Origin of the sequence: Aeromonas eucrenophila, assembly GCF_000819865.1 — a bacterium.
Lineage (GTDB): Bacteria > Pseudomonadota > Gammaproteobacteria > Enterobacterales > Aeromonadaceae > Aeromonas > Aeromonas eucrenophila.
In genome coordinates this window covers 80,199-94,361 of sequence record NZ_CDDF01000006.1, presented here as the reverse complement: position 1 = coordinate 94,361, position 14,163 = coordinate 80,199, and the positions used below count along the sequence as shown (strand labels likewise).

Sequence of the window (14,163 nt, the reverse complement as noted above, 5' to 3'; positions counted from 1 at the left end):
GCCCTTGGGCGCCGGTTTCATTTCATTGATCGGGCATCACTTCTTCACCGGGCGGGCCCAGTGCTTGATGTGACGCTGGGGTACCCGGGTGATGACCAGCTCATCCTCATCCACATCCTTGGTGATGGTGGAACCCGCCCCCAGGGTCGCGCCCTTGCCGATCCGCACCGGCGCCACCAGCTGGGTGTCGGAGCCGACGAAGACGTCGTCCTCGATGATGGTCTGGAACTTGTTCACCCCATCATAATTACAAGTAATGGTGCCGGCGCCAATGTTCACCCTGGCGCCGACTTCTGCATCCCCCAGGTAGGTCAGATGACCACACTTGGAGCCAACCCCGAGCCGCGACTTCTTCATCTCGACGAAGTTGCCGACGTGGGCATCCTGCTCCAGCACGGCGCCGGGGCGCAGGCGGGCGAAGGGACCGACCGAGCATTGATCGGCCACCAAAGCACCCTCGATGACGGAGTAGGGCTTCACTTCGGTATGGTCGCCGATCTCGCAATCCTTCAGCACGGCACCCGCACCGATGCGCACATGGTTGCCGAGCCTCACCTTGCCCTCGATGATGACGTTGACGTCGATCACCACCTCTTCCCCGATCTCGAGCTCGCCGCGCAAATCGAAGCGGGCGGGGTCGATCAGGGTGGCACCGGCGATCATCAGCTTCTCGGCCTGCATCTTCTGATAAGTGCGCTCGAGCTGGGCCAGTTGCACCCGGTTGTTGGCCCCTTCCACTTCCATGGCGCCGTCCGGGTGGACGGCGGCGATGGGGCAACCATCCCCGTGGGCCATGGCGATCACGTCGGTGAGGTAGAACTCTCCCTGGGCATTCTTGTTGTCCAGACGGGACAACCAGCTGCGCAGCTGCGCGCCCTTGGCCACCAGCACGCCGGTGTTCACCTCGCGGATGGCGAGCTGCTCGGCATTGGCATCCTTCTGCTCGACGATGCCGACCACCTGACCGTTCGCCCGCACGATGCGGCCATAACCGGTCGGGTTATCCAGCACCACGGTCAGCAGCGCCATGCCGTCATCCACCTTGGCGGCCAGCAGCCGTTGCAGGGTCTCTGGCTGGATCAGCGGGGTATCGCCGTACAGCACCAGCACGTCGTCTTCGTCGTTCCAGAACGGGATGGCCTGGGCGACCGCATGGCCTGTGCCCAACTGCTGCGCCTGCAGCACCCAGTTCAGATCCGGCGCGGCTATCCGCTCCTTCAGCAATTCGGCGCCGTGGCCATAGACCAGGTGCAACTGCTCGGCACCGATCTGGCGCGCGGTCTCGATGACATGGGAGACCATGGGCTTGTTGGCGACGGGGTGCAGTACTTTGGGCAGGGAGGAGCGCATACGAGTACCTTTACCCGCAGCCAGGATCACGACGTTGAGAGACATAGTCAGCCTTTGAAACTTGATGAAATACCCGGCGGAGTCTATCCAACGGATAAAAAAAAAGCGACCCGAAGGTCGCTTTTTGGATCACCGTGATTAGCGGTAATTCTTTTTGACGATATCAATAACCCGCAGCTGGGCCATCGCTTTGGACAGCTCGGCAGATGCCTGCGCATAGTCGATATCACCATGGGAGCTGTGGATACGCTCTTCGGCACGACGCTTGGCTTCCTGGGCTTTCGCCTCATCCAAGTCTTCGGCACGAATGGCGGTATCGGCCAGCACGGTCACGGACTCGGGTTGCACTTCCAGCATACCGCCGGAGATGTACAACACCTCTTCGCTACCATTTTGCTTGATCAAGCGGACCAGGCCCGGCTTGATGGCAGTCAGCAACGGAGCATGACCGTGGCGGAGACCCAGCTCACCCTCGGAGCCTGTTACCTGAGCAGATTGCACTCGACCGGAAAACAGTTTCCCTTCGGCGCTCACCACATCCAGGTGAAAGGAGATCATCTCAGCCATAGGCCCTCCTATCGAAGCTTACAGTTTCTTGGCTTTCTCGACGACTTCGTCGATGCTGCCAACCATGTAAAACGCCTGCTCTGGCAGATCGTCGTACTCGCCTTTCAGGATGCCCTGGAAACCACGGATGGTCTCTTTCAGCGGCACGTATTTGCCGGAAGAACCGGTAAATACTTCGGCCACGAAGAACGGCTGGGACAGGAAACGCTCGATCTTACGGGCACGGGATACGGTCAGTTTGTCTTCTTCTGACAGTTCATCCATACCCAGGATGGCGATGATGTCCTTCAGCTCTTTGTAGCGCTGCAGCACGATCTGTACACCACGAGCGGTCTCGTAGTGCTCCTTGCCTACCACCAGCGGATCCAGCTGACGGGAGGTGGAGTCCAGCGGGTCAACGGCCGGGTAGATACCCAGTGCCGCGATCTGACGGGACAGAACGATGGTCGCATCCAGGTGGGCGAAGGTGGTCGCCGGAGACGGGTCGGTCAAGTCATCCGCAGGCACGTAAACGGCCTGGACTGAAGTGATGGAACCAGTCTTGGTGGAGGTGATACGTTCTTGCAGAACACCCATCTCCTCGGCCAGAGTCGGCTGGTAACCTACTGCGGACGGCATACGGCCAAGCAGTGCGGATACTTCAGTACCGGCCAGGGTGTAACGGTAGATGTTATCCACGAAGAACAACACGTCACGACCCTCGTCACGGAACTTCTCGGCCATGGTCAGGCCGGTCAGCGCGACGCGCAGACGGTTTCCGGGCGGCTCGTTCATCTGACCGTAAACCAGAGATACTTTGTCCAGTACGTTGGACTCCATCATCTCGTGGTAGAAGTCGTTACCCTCACGGGTACGCTCACCCACACCGGCGAACACGGAGTAACCGCTGTGTTCGATCGCGATGTTACGGATCAGCTCCATCATGTTGACGGTCTTGCCTACACCGGCACCACCGAACAGACCGACCTTACCACCCTTGGCGAACGGACATACCAGGTCGATAACCTTGATGCCGGTCTCCAGCAGCTCGGCGCTGTTGGACTGATCTTCGTAGCTGGGGGCTTCGCGGTGGATAGACCAACGCTCTTCTTCGCCGATCGGGCCTTTCTCATCGATAGGCTCGCCCAGTACGTTCATGATACGACCCAGGGTCGAGGTACCAACCGGTACCTGGATGGCCTTGCCGCTGTTAACTACTTCCAACCCACGACGCAGACCGTCGGAGGAACCCATGGTGATGCAGCGAACGACGCCGCCGCCGATCTGTTGCTGAACTTCCAGTACCAGACCCTGGCCTTGGCCTTCGCTGATCACTTTCAGTGCATCGTACACCTGGGGCACGGCATCCTGCGGGAACTCGATGTCCACCACGGCGCCGATGATTTGGACGATGAAACCATTACTCATGTCAAATCCTCTAAACCTTTGATAACCCTTGCCTTACACCGCAGCAGCACCGGACACGATCTCTGTCAGTTCCTGGGTAATACTGGCCTGACGGGCCTTGTTGTACACCAGTTGCAGATCGTTAATCAGGTTACCGGCGTTGTCAGTCGCGGCTTGCATGGCAACCATTCGGGCTGCCTGTTCACTGGCCAAGTTTTCTACCACACCCTGGTACACCTGGGATTCGACATAGCGAATCAGCAGGGCATCCAGCAGTTGCTTGGGATCCGGCTCATAGAGGTAATCCCAGTGGTTCTTCTTGTTCAGCTTGCTGTCTTCTGTTACGGGCAAAGGCAGCAGTTGATCGACCTTCGGTTGCTGAACCATGGTGTTAACGAACTTGTTGTACACCAGATACAGCCTATCAATCTCACCGTTGTCGTAAGCCTTCAGCATGACCTTGACTGAACCAATCAGGTCATTGACGCTCGGGTTGTCACCCAGTCCTGAGACATGGGCTTTCACCTTGGCGCCGTGCCGTTCGAAGAAGTTGGAGGCTTTGCTACCGATCAGTGCCATGTCAACCTTGGCACCTTGCTCGCTCCATTTCTTCATATCGTTGAGGGCAGCCTTGAACAAGTTGATGTTCAGACCCCCACACAGGCCACGGTCGGTGGAGACGACGATGTAACCCACTCGCTTGACCTCACGTTCGATGAGGTAGGGGTGCTTGTATTCCAAGTTCCCCTGAGCGATATGGCCGATCACCTTGCGCATGGTTTCAGCGTACGGACGGCTGGCAGACATGCGTTCCTGCGCACGGCGCATTTTGCTGGCTGCCACCATTTCCATAGCGCTGGTGATCTTCTGAGTGTTTTTCACACTCCCGATCTTGTTACGTATCTCTTTTGCGCCGGCCATCTCTTCTCTCCATCAAGTGGCAGCTTGCGCTGCCACACACGCTTACCAGGTCTGGGTTGCCTTGAAGTCATCCAGCAACGCAGTCAGCTTGCCAACGACAGCGTCGTTGTAGTCAGCCGAGGCATTGATTTCAGCCATCAGCGGACCGTGCTGGGTATTGGCGTAAGAGAGCAGAGAGGCCTCGAAGTCGACGATCTTGGCGATTTCGACATCGGCGAGATAACCCTTCTCGGCGGCGAACAGCACCAGAGCCTGGTGAGCCACGCTCATCGGAGAGTACTGCTTCTGCTTCATCAGCTCGGTCACTTTCTGGCCGTGATCCAGCTGCTTGCGAGTCGCGTCGTCCAGATCGGAAGAGAACTGGGCGAATGCCGCCAGCTCACGATACTGGGCCAGCGCGGTACGGATACCACCGGACAGCTTCTTGACGATCTTGGTCTGAGCAGCACCGCCTACACGGGATACGGAGATACCCGGGTCAACCGCCGGACGAATACCGGAGTTGAACAGCTGAGTGGTCAGGAAGATCTGGCCATCAGTGATGGAGATCACGTTGGTCGGAACGAACGCAGAAACGTCACCAGCCTGGGTTTCGATGATCGGCAGCGCGGTCAAAGAACCGGTCTGGCCAGTCACGGCACCCTTGGTGAACTTCTCGACGTACTCGACGTTGACGCGGGAAGCACGCTCCAACAGACGGGAGTGCAGATAGAAGACGTCGCCCGGGTAAGCTTCGCGTCCTGGCGGACGGCGCAGCAGCAGGGAGATCTGGCGATAAGCTACGGCCTGTTTGGACAGGTCATCATAGATGATCAGCGCATCTTCACCGCGGTCACGGAAGTACTCACCCATGGAGCAACCGGCATAAGGTGCCAGGTACTGCAGGGCAGCGGCTTCGGACGCAGAAGCAACGACGACGATGGTGTTGGCCAGGGCGCCGTGCTCTTCCAGCTTGCGCACCACGTTGGCGATGGTGGAGGCCTTCTGGCCAATCGCAACGTAGACACACTTAATGCCGGAGTCTTTCTGGTTGATGATGGTATCGATCGCGATGGCGGTCTTACCTACCTGACGGTCACCGATGATCAGCTCACGCTGGCCACGACCGATAGGGATCATGGCATCGATGGCTTTCAGACCGGTCTGGACTGGCTGGTCAACAGACTTACGCTCGATAACGCCCGGGGCAATGACTTCGATCGGCGAGTAGCCGTCGTTGTCTACCGGACCCTTACCGTCGATCGGCTGACCCAGGGTGTTGACCACCCGGCCCAACAGACCACGACCGACCGGCACTTCCAGAATGCGGCCAGTACCTTTTACTTTCATCCCTTCGGCCAGGTTGGCATAGGGACCCATTACTACGGCACCAACGGAGTCACGCTCCAGGTTCAATGCCAGAGCGAAGCGGTTGCCCGGCAGCTCGATCATCTCACCCTGCATGGCATCGGCCAGGCCGTGGATACGAATGATACCGTCGCTCACAGAGACGATGGTACCTTCGTTACGCGCTTCGCTCTTGACATCAAACTGCGCGATGCGCTGCTTGATAAGCTCGGCGATTTCAGTGGAATTCAGTTGCATGCTCTAATACCCCAATCAAGATTGCAGCGCATCGGCCATGCGATCCAGCTTACCGCGGACTGTGCCGTCGATAACCAGATCACCGGCCTTGATGAGCACCCCGGCCATCAAGGACGCATCGATGCTGCACTTCAGCTTCACTTTGCGCGCGAGACGTTGTTCCAGAGAAGCCTGAAGTTTGGCTTTCTGCTGGTCGGTCAGTTCGATCGCCGAAATCACGTCAGCCTGAACTTCTTTGTCCAGTTCAGCCTTGAGCGATACAAATTCAGCAACGACTGCCGGCAGCACACCCAAGCGACCATTCTCGGCCATCACCCGGATCAGGTTCTGACCATGCTCGTCGAGTTGCTCACCGCAGACACCCACAAACAGATTTGCGAGTTCTTCGGCAGCCACAGAGCCGTTCACCAGGTTGTGGATGGTCTCGTTCTCCGCTACTTGTGCAGCGAAGCCGAGCATCCCCAGCCATTGGTCAACCGCCTTGTGCTCAACGGCAAACTCGAAAGCAGCCTTGGCGTAGGGGCGAGCGATTGTAGTCAGTTCAGACATAGCCCCGTTCCCGTTACAGTTCTGCTACCAGTTTGTCGACGATGTCGCTGTTGGCAGCCTGGTCGATTTGGCGTGCCAGGATCTTCTCTGCACCCGCGATGGCAAGAGCAGCAACCTGCTTGCGCAGTTCTTCTTTGGCACGATGACGTTCAGCTTCGATCTCTGCACGGCCCTGAGCCAGGATTTTTTCCCGCTCTGCTTGAGCTCCGACAGCGGCTTCATCAATGATCTGGGCCTTGCGTTTGTTGGCCTGATCGACGATTTCAGCAGCCTGAAGCTTGGCTTCTTTCAGCTGATCGGTGGCGTTGGCCTTGGCCAAATCCAGATCTTTCTTGGCACGTTCGGCAGAAGAGAGACCATCAGCAATTTCTTTCTGACGGGCTTCGATGGCAGCGATCAACGGCGGCCATACGTACTTCATGCAAAACACTACGAAGATGAAAAAAGCAATTGCTTGGCCGAGGAGGGTGGCGTTGATATTCACAGCCGATGTCCTCTTAAGTTAGTTAATGGGTTCTGCGTGAGTCGAAACGACTTAGGCAACCGCAAACATCACATACAGACCCAGACCAACGGCGATCATCGGGATCGCATCTACCAGACCCATCACGATGAAGAACTGGGTACGCAGCACAGGGATCAGGTCCGGTTGACGAGCAGCACCTTCCAGGAACTTACCACCCAGGATACCGATACCGATGGAGGCGCCGATAGCCGCCAGACCCATCATCATTGCAGCAGCGATGTACAGCAGGTCCATGTTCAAGTTTTCCATGAGGATCTCCATTTATTTAGATGTAATTGATTGTATAAGAACGATTATTTGAGTTGCATCATCAATGGTCTTCTTGTGCCATCGACAGATAGACGATGGTCAGAACCATGAAGATAAACGCCTGCAAAGTGATGATCAGGATGTGGAAAATTGCCCAAGGCACGGACAGGATCCACTGTGACCACCAGGGTAACAAACCCGCAATCAGGATAAAGATCAGTTCGCCAGCATACATGTTGCCGAACAGTCGCAGACCCAACGAAACAGGCTTGGAAATCAACGTGACGGTTTCAAGGATGAAGTTAACCGGGATGGCAGCGGGGTGATTGAAAGGCTGAAGCGTCAGCTCCTTCACGAATCCACTGATACCCTTGACCTTGATGCTGTAATACAGGATCAAGAAGAACACGCCCAAAGCCATGGACATGGTGATGTTAACGTCAGCAGAGGGAACCACACGCAGATAGGGAACACCCATCAACTGTGCAGCGTGAGGGATAAAGTCAACGGGGATCAGATCCATGAAGTTCATCAGGAAGATCCAGACAAACACTGTCAGTCCCAACGGCGCGATGACCGGGTTCCGACCATGGAAGATGTCCTTGACGTTACCATTCACAAACTCGACCAGCATCTCCACAAAGCACTGCAGCTTACCGGGCACACCGCTGGTTGCCTTGACGGCTACGCGGCGGAACGACCAGATAAACAGGGCGCCTAGCAAGACGGAAAATATCATGGAATCGATATTGACCGTCCAGAACCCGGACCCGACTTGCAGGTGGGTCAGGTGGTGGGAGATATATCCCTGAGGAGTCAGGACTTCTCCGGTTGCAGACATGAGTTTTCCTAATAGTGGTTGTTAAGCGTGAATGAAACTATCCACTGTACAACGAGGGCGAGGATATAAGTGGCGAAGAACGAGACGGTGTTGACCTCGATCCCGGAGCCAAACATCAGGGCGAAGAGTCCTGTTGTAGTAATGAGCTTAATCCCTGCCCCACCATAAAAGTCCCGCAAAACCAGACCCACACTCTCTTTCGTCACCTTGCGGCGCAGAACCCAGAGTGTGAACAGGGCTTGAGGAACCCAGTACATTCCCCCCCCATAGAGGGAAGAACGTCCGGCAAACGCTCCCGACTGATAAAACCAGACGGTACTGATCGCCAGGATCAGGATGAGCTGACAAACGAGCATAGCCAAGGCTAGCATCAAACCTTCCAAGGCTACTTTCTGTTTCACCAACCTACCCCTGAACATTACAGAACTGTAAAAAATCGGGATCCGAAGACCCCAGGTTCACAGCTCGAAAAGCCGGTCAAATTATACCCGTGGAGACGGCTATTGCAATATGGCAAAAATCCTTAATTTTTGCGGCTTTCCGCGCGAAATTAAGGTTATGTTCATATCGAAAGGAATGGATGTTTTATTACTACAAAAAGCGTAAAAATCACGATTCTGACAGGCCAAAATAGCACAGTAAGCGGTCCAAATCCGCTAAGTTATCGTAACTTATTACTAACTTACCGCTATCCTGCTTGCCCGGTTGAAGTTGTACCTGATTGCCAATTTTTTCTGCAATCTGGCGCTCGAGGTAACCAAACTGGGGATCACGAACGGGCTCAACCTTAGTTTTTGCCGGCTCCAGCGTCTTTTGAACGAGTTTCTCGGTATCTCGCACGGTCAGGCCCTTCTGGGCAACCAGCTTGGCCAGTTCGGACTGGGCCGAACCGCTCAGTGCCAGCAGGGCACGGGCATGACCCATGTCGAGATCGCCGTGCTCGACGAAGCGCTTCACGTCCTCATTGAGCTGATTGAGTCGCAGCAGGTTGGTCACCGTGGTGCGGGACTTGCCCACCGCCTCGGCCACCTGCTGATGGGTCAGCTCGAATTCGGTCAGCAGTCGCTGCAGGGCAACAGCCTCCTCGATGGCATTGAGATCCTCGCGCTGGATATTCTCAATCAGCGCGATGGCTACCGCGGCCTCGTCGGGCACATCCCTGACGATACAGGGGACCACCTCGAGCCGGGCCAGCTGGGAGGCGCGCCAGCGCCGCTCACCGGCGATGATCTCGAAACGGTTCTCACCGATCGAGCGTACCACTATGGGCTGAATCACACCTTGCGCACGGATCGAGTTGGCCAGGTCTTCCAGCGCATCCTGCGACATGTCCTTGCGCGGTTGGTACTTGCCGGACTGTAACCACTCCACCGGCAGCTTGCGCAGCTCACCCTGGTTGGTGGGCGCCATGGCCTGCTCGGTGCGCTGATCGCTCATCACCTGCTTCTGGCGGGCGGCCGTGCTGGTGCTGAGCAGGGCATCCAGCCCCTTGCCCAGTCCACGTTTCTTCGGAGTCATAGGCTCTCTCGATCTGCGGTGGTGGGCTGATGTTCCTGCTCCTGGCGGCGCAGGATCTCGCCGGCCAGCGCCAGATAGGCCTTGGCCCCCACCGATGATTTGTCATAGTGCATGGCCGGGGCTCCGAAGCTCGGCGCCTCCGCCAGTCGTACGTTGCGGGGGATGATGGTGCGATAGACCTTGTCCCCGAAGTGCTGTTTCAGCTGATCGGACACATCATTGGCCAGCCGGTTGCGGTGATCGAACATGGTGCGCAGCACCCCTTCGATCTTCAGCTCCGGGTTGACCACGGCTGCCAGCTTGCTGATAGTGTCGACCAAGGCAGTCAGCCCTTCCAGCGCGTAATACTCGCACTGCATGGGCACCAGCACGGAATCGGCGGCGGCCATGGCGTTGACGGTCAGCATGTTGAGAGAAGGCGGGCAGTCGATGAAGACGTAGTCGTATTTGTCCCGTACCGAGGCCAGCGCGTTGCGCAGGCGGATCTCGCGGGCGAAGAATTCCATCAGGCGGATTTCAGCCGCGGTGACGTCGGCGTTGGCGGCGATGAGGTGATAGCCCCCCGAGGTCTCGGGGATGATCACCTCGTTGATGGGAGTGTCTTCGATCAGCAGTTCATAGGCGGTGCGCTCGACTTCGTACTTGTCGATGCCGCTGCCCATGGTGGCATTGCCCTGCGGATCCAGATCGATCACCAGCACCTTGCGCCGGGTGGCGGCCAGGGAGGCGGCCAGATTGACACAGGTGGTCGTTTTACCCACTCCACCCTTCTGGTTGGCTATGGCAATGACTTTTCCCACACTATCCCCTAAATGAATACAGCGGCCCTATTCGGGCTGGATGGCTTTAAACTCCAGCAGATGACGTTCACCTTCCAGCTCGGGCACCACCAGCTTGTGGGCGGCAACCAGACGGATGCTGGCGGGCAACTGGGCCAGTTCCTGCTCGGGATATTGCCCCTTGAGCGCCAGGAAGCTGCCTTCGGGTGACGGTAGATGATGACACCAGCCCAGCATGTCCTCAAGGGAAGCAAAGGCCCGGCTGAGTACGCCATCAAACCCCACCTCGGGCTGATACTCTTCCACCCGGGATTTAACCGGCGTCACATTGGTCAAGCCCAGCTCCAGGATCACCTGGCGGATGAAGTTGATTCGCTTGCCCAGGCTGTCCAGCAGCACGAACTGCTTGTCCGGGTTGATGATCGCCAGCGGCAGGCCGGGCAGGCCGGGGCCGGTGCCGACATCGATGAAACGCTCACCGTGCAGGTGAGGGCTCACCACCAGGCTGTCGAGGATGTGCTTGACCAGCATGGCGTCGGGATCGCGCACCGAGGTGAGATTGTAAGCCTTGTTCCACTTGTGCAGCAACTCGACCAAGTGCACCAACTGGCTCTTCTGGGTATCGGTGATAACAATACCGGCCTGCATGAGCAGGCCGTTCAATCTTTCCAGCATGGGGATCCTCAGGCGGTTTTACGCAGCAGGCCGTGTTTCTTCAGGTGAACCAACAGGATGGAGATGGCCGCCGGGGTGATGCCGGAGATGCGGGAAGCCTGACCTATGGTCTGCGGCTTGGCATCGTTGAGCTTGGCGATCACCTCGTTGGAGAGACTGTTCACGTCGCGGTAGTCCATGTCCAGCGGCAACAGGGTGTTCTCGTTGCGCAGCTGCTTCTCCACCTCGTCGTGTTGACGCTCGATGTAGCCGGCGTACTTGATCTGGATCTCCACCTGATCCGCCGCCGCCCTGTCTGCCAGCGCAGGGCCTACCCCTTCGATAGCCATCAGGGCTTCGTAGGTGACCTCGGGACGACGCAGCAGCTCTTCCAGGCTCTGCTCACGGGACAAGGGGGTGTTGACCAGGGCATTGACCGCCTCCAGAGAGGGGTGTTGCGGGTGGATCCAGGTCGACCGCATGCGCTGACGCTCCTGCTCGACCTGCTCCATCTTGGCGTTGAATTTGCTCCAGCGGTGATCATCCACCAGACCCAGCTCGCGGCCGATAGCGGTCAGGCGCAGATCGGCGTTGTCTTCCCGCAGCAGCAGGCGGTACTCGGCGCGGCTGGTGAACATGCGATAAGGCTCGCGCGTCCCCATGGTGGAGAGATCGTCCATCATCACGCCCATGTAGGCCTGATCCCGACGGGGATGCCAGGGATCCTTGCCCTGGGCACGCAGACCGGCATTCAAACCGGCCATCAGGCCCTGGGACGCCGCCTCTTCGTAACCCGTGGTGCCGTTGATCTGGCCGGCGAAGAACAAGTTTTCGATGCACTTGCTCTCCATGTTGGCCTTGAGATCCCGCGGATCGAAGAAGTCATATTCGATGGCGTAGCCGGGGCGGGTGATGTGGGCGTTTTCGAAGCCACGGATCGAACGCACGATCTGCACCTGCACATCGAATGGCAGGCTGGTGGAGATCCCGTTCGGGTAGAGTTCGTGGGTGGTCAGGCCTTCCGGCTCGACGAAGATCTGGTGCGCCGTCTTGTCCGCGAAGCGGGTGATCTTGTCTTCGATCGACGGGCAGTAACGAGGACCTATTCCCTCGATCACCCCGGCGTACATGGGGCTGCGATCCAGGTTATTGCGGATCACCTCGTGAGTCTGCTCGTTGGTATGAGTGACGTAGCAGGGCACCTGGCGTGGGTGCTGGCTGGCATCGCCGATAAACGAGAAGACGGGGCGCGGATCGTCGCCGTGTTGCTGCTGCATCACGGAGAAATCGACGGTACGGGCATCGATGCGCGGTGGCGTGCCGGTCTTGAGGCGATCCATGCGAAACGGCATCTCACGCAGGCGTTGAGCCAACGCGATCGAGGGAGGATCCCCGGCGCGACCGCCCTTGTAATTTTCCATGCCGATGTGGATCAAACCGTTCAGGAAGGTCCCCACGGTCAGCACCACCGTCTTGCCGCTGATGCGGATCCCGCTCTGGGTCACGACACCGGCAACACGATCCCCATCCATGATCAGATCGTCACAGGCCTGCTGGAAGATCTTCAGGTTTGGATAGTTCTCCAGGGTCTGGCGTACCACCGCCTTGTACAGCAGGCGATCCGCCTGGGCACGGGTGGCTCGCACGGCGGGCCCCTTGGAGGAATTCAGCGTACGGAACTGGATCCCGCCAAGATCGATGGCCTGCGCCATGATCCCGCCGAGTGCGTCCACTTCCTTGACCAGGTGTCCCTTGCCGATCCCGCCGATCGCTGGATTACAGGACATGTGTCCCAGCGTATCGATGTTGTGGGTCAGCAACAGGGTATTGAGGCCCATACGGGCAGCTGCCGTCGCTGCTTCGGTGCCTGCGTGACCGCCACCGACGACGATCACATCAAATTGTTCATGGTATTGCATTGGGGATCACCTTGATCTGCACGCCTGAAGATCTGTATTTGCCTGGGTTCAGGGGCGGATCATTCTATCTGTTTCGCATCCTGAGGGGAACGTCTACTTCAGGATCAGAATGGATGAAGGATCGTTAAATAGATCTTAAGGATCTTTAGATCGATCTTTTATTGGATCTTTTATTAGGATCCGGGGTTTCTGTTGATAAGCACTTTTTGATCATAAAGATCATCTGGTTAAAGACGATCTCAGCTTGTGGAAAAGCTTGGATCCCAGGGCCGTGAACAGGGGGATAACCAGTGCTTTTATACACAGACGACTGGCGGCCAGGATCTCATACATGGATAACTATAGGTTTTGCAGAGCTTTACACCATAGTTATGCACATTACCCCTGGGCGTTGTGGGTAACCATGTAGAACAACTCGTCCGGATCAATCTGTTAATAACATGGTGGATAGTTGATCTGGGGATAAGTGGGGAGATCAAGCCTTTTTTCAGGATCTCCCGATGCTGATCAGGCGATCATTGTCATCCAGTCATGGATCCAGGCCTCGGCGGCATCTTCCGGGATCTCGTGCTGGGTCACATCGATATCGAGACGATCCCCTATCCGGCTGGCGCCGCAGTTGGCCAGCAGCTGATCCAGGGTTCTGCCGCCCTGGCAGAAGGTGTCATAACTGCGATCACCAAGCCCGATCACGCCATATTTCAAGCTCTTAAGATCCGGATGTTGCTCGGCAAGATCCTGAGCGAAGCGCTGCAGGTTATCGGGAACATCACCGGCGCCATGGGTGGAAGTGACCACCAGCAGGATGGCATCCGGTTCTGACAGCACCTCGGCAAGGCTGGCCGGGTTGTGGATCTTGGTCTGATGACCCGCCTGCTCCAGCAGGTTGGCGACATGATCCGCGACATATTCGGCGGCCCCCAGCATGGAACCGACGACGAGATTGAGTTTGGCCATGGTATGGATCCTGAAAAATCGAAAGCGGGATTCTACCGCCAAAGGATGTGGATAAATATGGATAAAGCTTGGGGATAAAGGATCCTTCCGGTTTTTTTATCGCGAGACGAGATCCGCCATCTTTTTTGATCCTCTCCAGGAACCAGCCGTTTTGCTCAATGCATGAATGAGTCCTGTCGCTCAAAACCTCGCCGCATCGATACGTTAAGTAACAATACAGATGCAAATGATTAGCAATTATTGAATCGATTCGATCATGGCTCCTGTAGTAGCATGATGCTGCTTTATTCGCCTAAGGAGTCGGGCTAACCGGCAGCAGTGGCGCCAATAATAAGAAACCAACATATAACTCATTGATATTTG

The 14,163-nt window shown here is 57.0% G+C and carries 15 protein-coding genes; all 15 read right to left on the bottom strand.

The genetic code is table 11. The features are described from left to right. Positions 1–36 precede the first annotated feature (36 nt). Positions 37–1,395, bottom strand: coding sequence for a bifunctional UDP-N-acetylglucosamine diphosphorylase/glucosamine-1-phosphate N-acetyltransferase GlmU (gene glmU, locus BN1124_RS08935; RefSeq protein WP_042641120.1), 1,359 nt, complete (start codon positions 1,393–1,395; stop codon positions 37–39). Positions 1,396–1,488: 93 nt separating this feature from the next. Further along, positions 1,489–1,917, bottom strand: a complete 429-nt coding sequence (locus BN1124_RS08930; RefSeq protein ID WP_033129658.1) for a F0F1 ATP synthase subunit epsilon — start codon at positions 1,915–1,917, stop codon at positions 1,489–1,491. An 18-nt stretch (positions 1,918–1,935) separates the two neighbouring features. Beyond that, positions 1,936–3,324 carry a F0F1 ATP synthase subunit beta gene (gene atpD, locus BN1124_RS08925; RefSeq protein WP_033129659.1) on the bottom strand — a complete coding sequence of 463 codons (1,389 nt, stop codon included), beginning with the start codon at positions 3,322–3,324 and terminating at the stop codon, positions 1,936–1,938. A gap of 33 nt (positions 3,325–3,357) precedes the next feature. After that, positions 3,358–4,224: a F0F1 ATP synthase subunit gamma gene (atpG, locus tag BN1124_RS08920; RefSeq protein ID WP_033129660.1), complete on the bottom strand. Its 867-nt coding sequence runs from the start codon at positions 4,222–4,224 to the stop codon at positions 3,358–3,360. A gap of 42 nt (positions 4,225–4,266) precedes the next feature. Next, positions 4,267–5,808 carry a F0F1 ATP synthase subunit alpha gene (atpA, locus tag BN1124_RS08915; RefSeq protein WP_033129661.1) on the bottom strand — a complete coding sequence of 514 codons (1,542 nt, stop codon included), beginning with the start codon at positions 5,806–5,808 and terminating at the stop codon, positions 4,267–4,269. A 15-nt stretch (positions 5,809–5,823) separates the two neighbouring features. Continuing rightward, positions 5,824–6,357 (bottom strand): F0F1 ATP synthase subunit delta, encoded by a 534-nt coding sequence (gene atpH, locus BN1124_RS08910; protein ID WP_033129662.1) that lies wholly within the window; start codon positions 6,355–6,357, stop codon positions 5,824–5,826. Between the two features lie 13 nt (positions 6,358–6,370). Then, a complete protein-coding gene (atpF, locus tag BN1124_RS08905) occupies positions 6,371–6,841 on the bottom strand; it encodes a F0F1 ATP synthase subunit B (RefSeq protein WP_033129663.1) in 471 nt (156 codons plus the stop codon). Positions 6,842–6,892: 51 nt separating this feature from the next. After that, positions 6,893–7,132 carry a F0F1 ATP synthase subunit C gene (atpE, locus tag BN1124_RS08900; RefSeq protein WP_010672265.1) on the bottom strand — a complete coding sequence of 80 codons (240 nt, stop codon included), beginning with the start codon at positions 7,130–7,132 and terminating at the stop codon, positions 6,893–6,895. 61 nt (positions 7,133–7,193) lie between these two features. Then, on the bottom strand, positions 7,194–7,973 hold the full coding sequence (gene atpB, locus BN1124_RS08895) for a F0F1 ATP synthase subunit A (protein WP_033129664.1): 780 nt from the start codon (positions 7,971–7,973) through the stop codon (positions 7,194–7,196). A gap of 8 nt (positions 7,974–7,981) precedes the next feature. Next, complete coding sequence (locus BN1124_RS08890) at positions 7,982–8,392, bottom strand: ATP synthase subunit I (RefSeq protein WP_033129665.1); 411 nt, start codon at positions 8,390–8,392, stop codon at positions 7,982–7,984. Between the two features lie 190 nt (positions 8,393–8,582). Further along, entirely contained in the window at positions 8,583–9,491 is a 909-nt protein-coding gene (locus BN1124_RS08885) for a ParB/RepB/Spo0J family partition protein (RefSeq protein WP_042641119.1), read from the bottom strand. Next, entirely contained in the window at positions 9,488–10,291 is an 804-nt protein-coding gene (locus BN1124_RS08880; protein WP_042641118.1) for a ParA family protein, read from the bottom strand. The genes BN1124_RS08885 and BN1124_RS08880 overlap by 4 nt, the downstream gene beginning before the upstream one ends. Positions 10,292–10,318: 27 nt before the next feature. Further along, positions 10,319–10,945, bottom strand: a complete 627-nt coding sequence (gene rsmG / locus BN1124_RS08875) for a 16S rRNA (guanine(527)-N(7))-methyltransferase RsmG (RefSeq protein WP_033129668.1) — start codon at positions 10,943–10,945, stop codon at positions 10,319–10,321. An 8-nt stretch (positions 10,946–10,953) separates the two neighbouring features. Beyond that, entirely contained in the window at positions 10,954–12,843 is a 1,890-nt protein-coding gene (gene mnmG, locus BN1124_RS08870) for a tRNA uridine-5-carboxymethylaminomethyl(34) synthesis enzyme MnmG (protein ID WP_042641117.1), read from the bottom strand. Between the two features lie 507 nt (positions 12,844–13,350). Next, a complete protein-coding gene (mioC, locus tag BN1124_RS08865) occupies positions 13,351–13,800 on the bottom strand; it encodes an FMN-binding protein MioC (protein ID WP_042641116.1) in 450 nt (149 codons plus the stop codon). Positions 13,801–14,163: the final 363 nt, after the last annotated feature.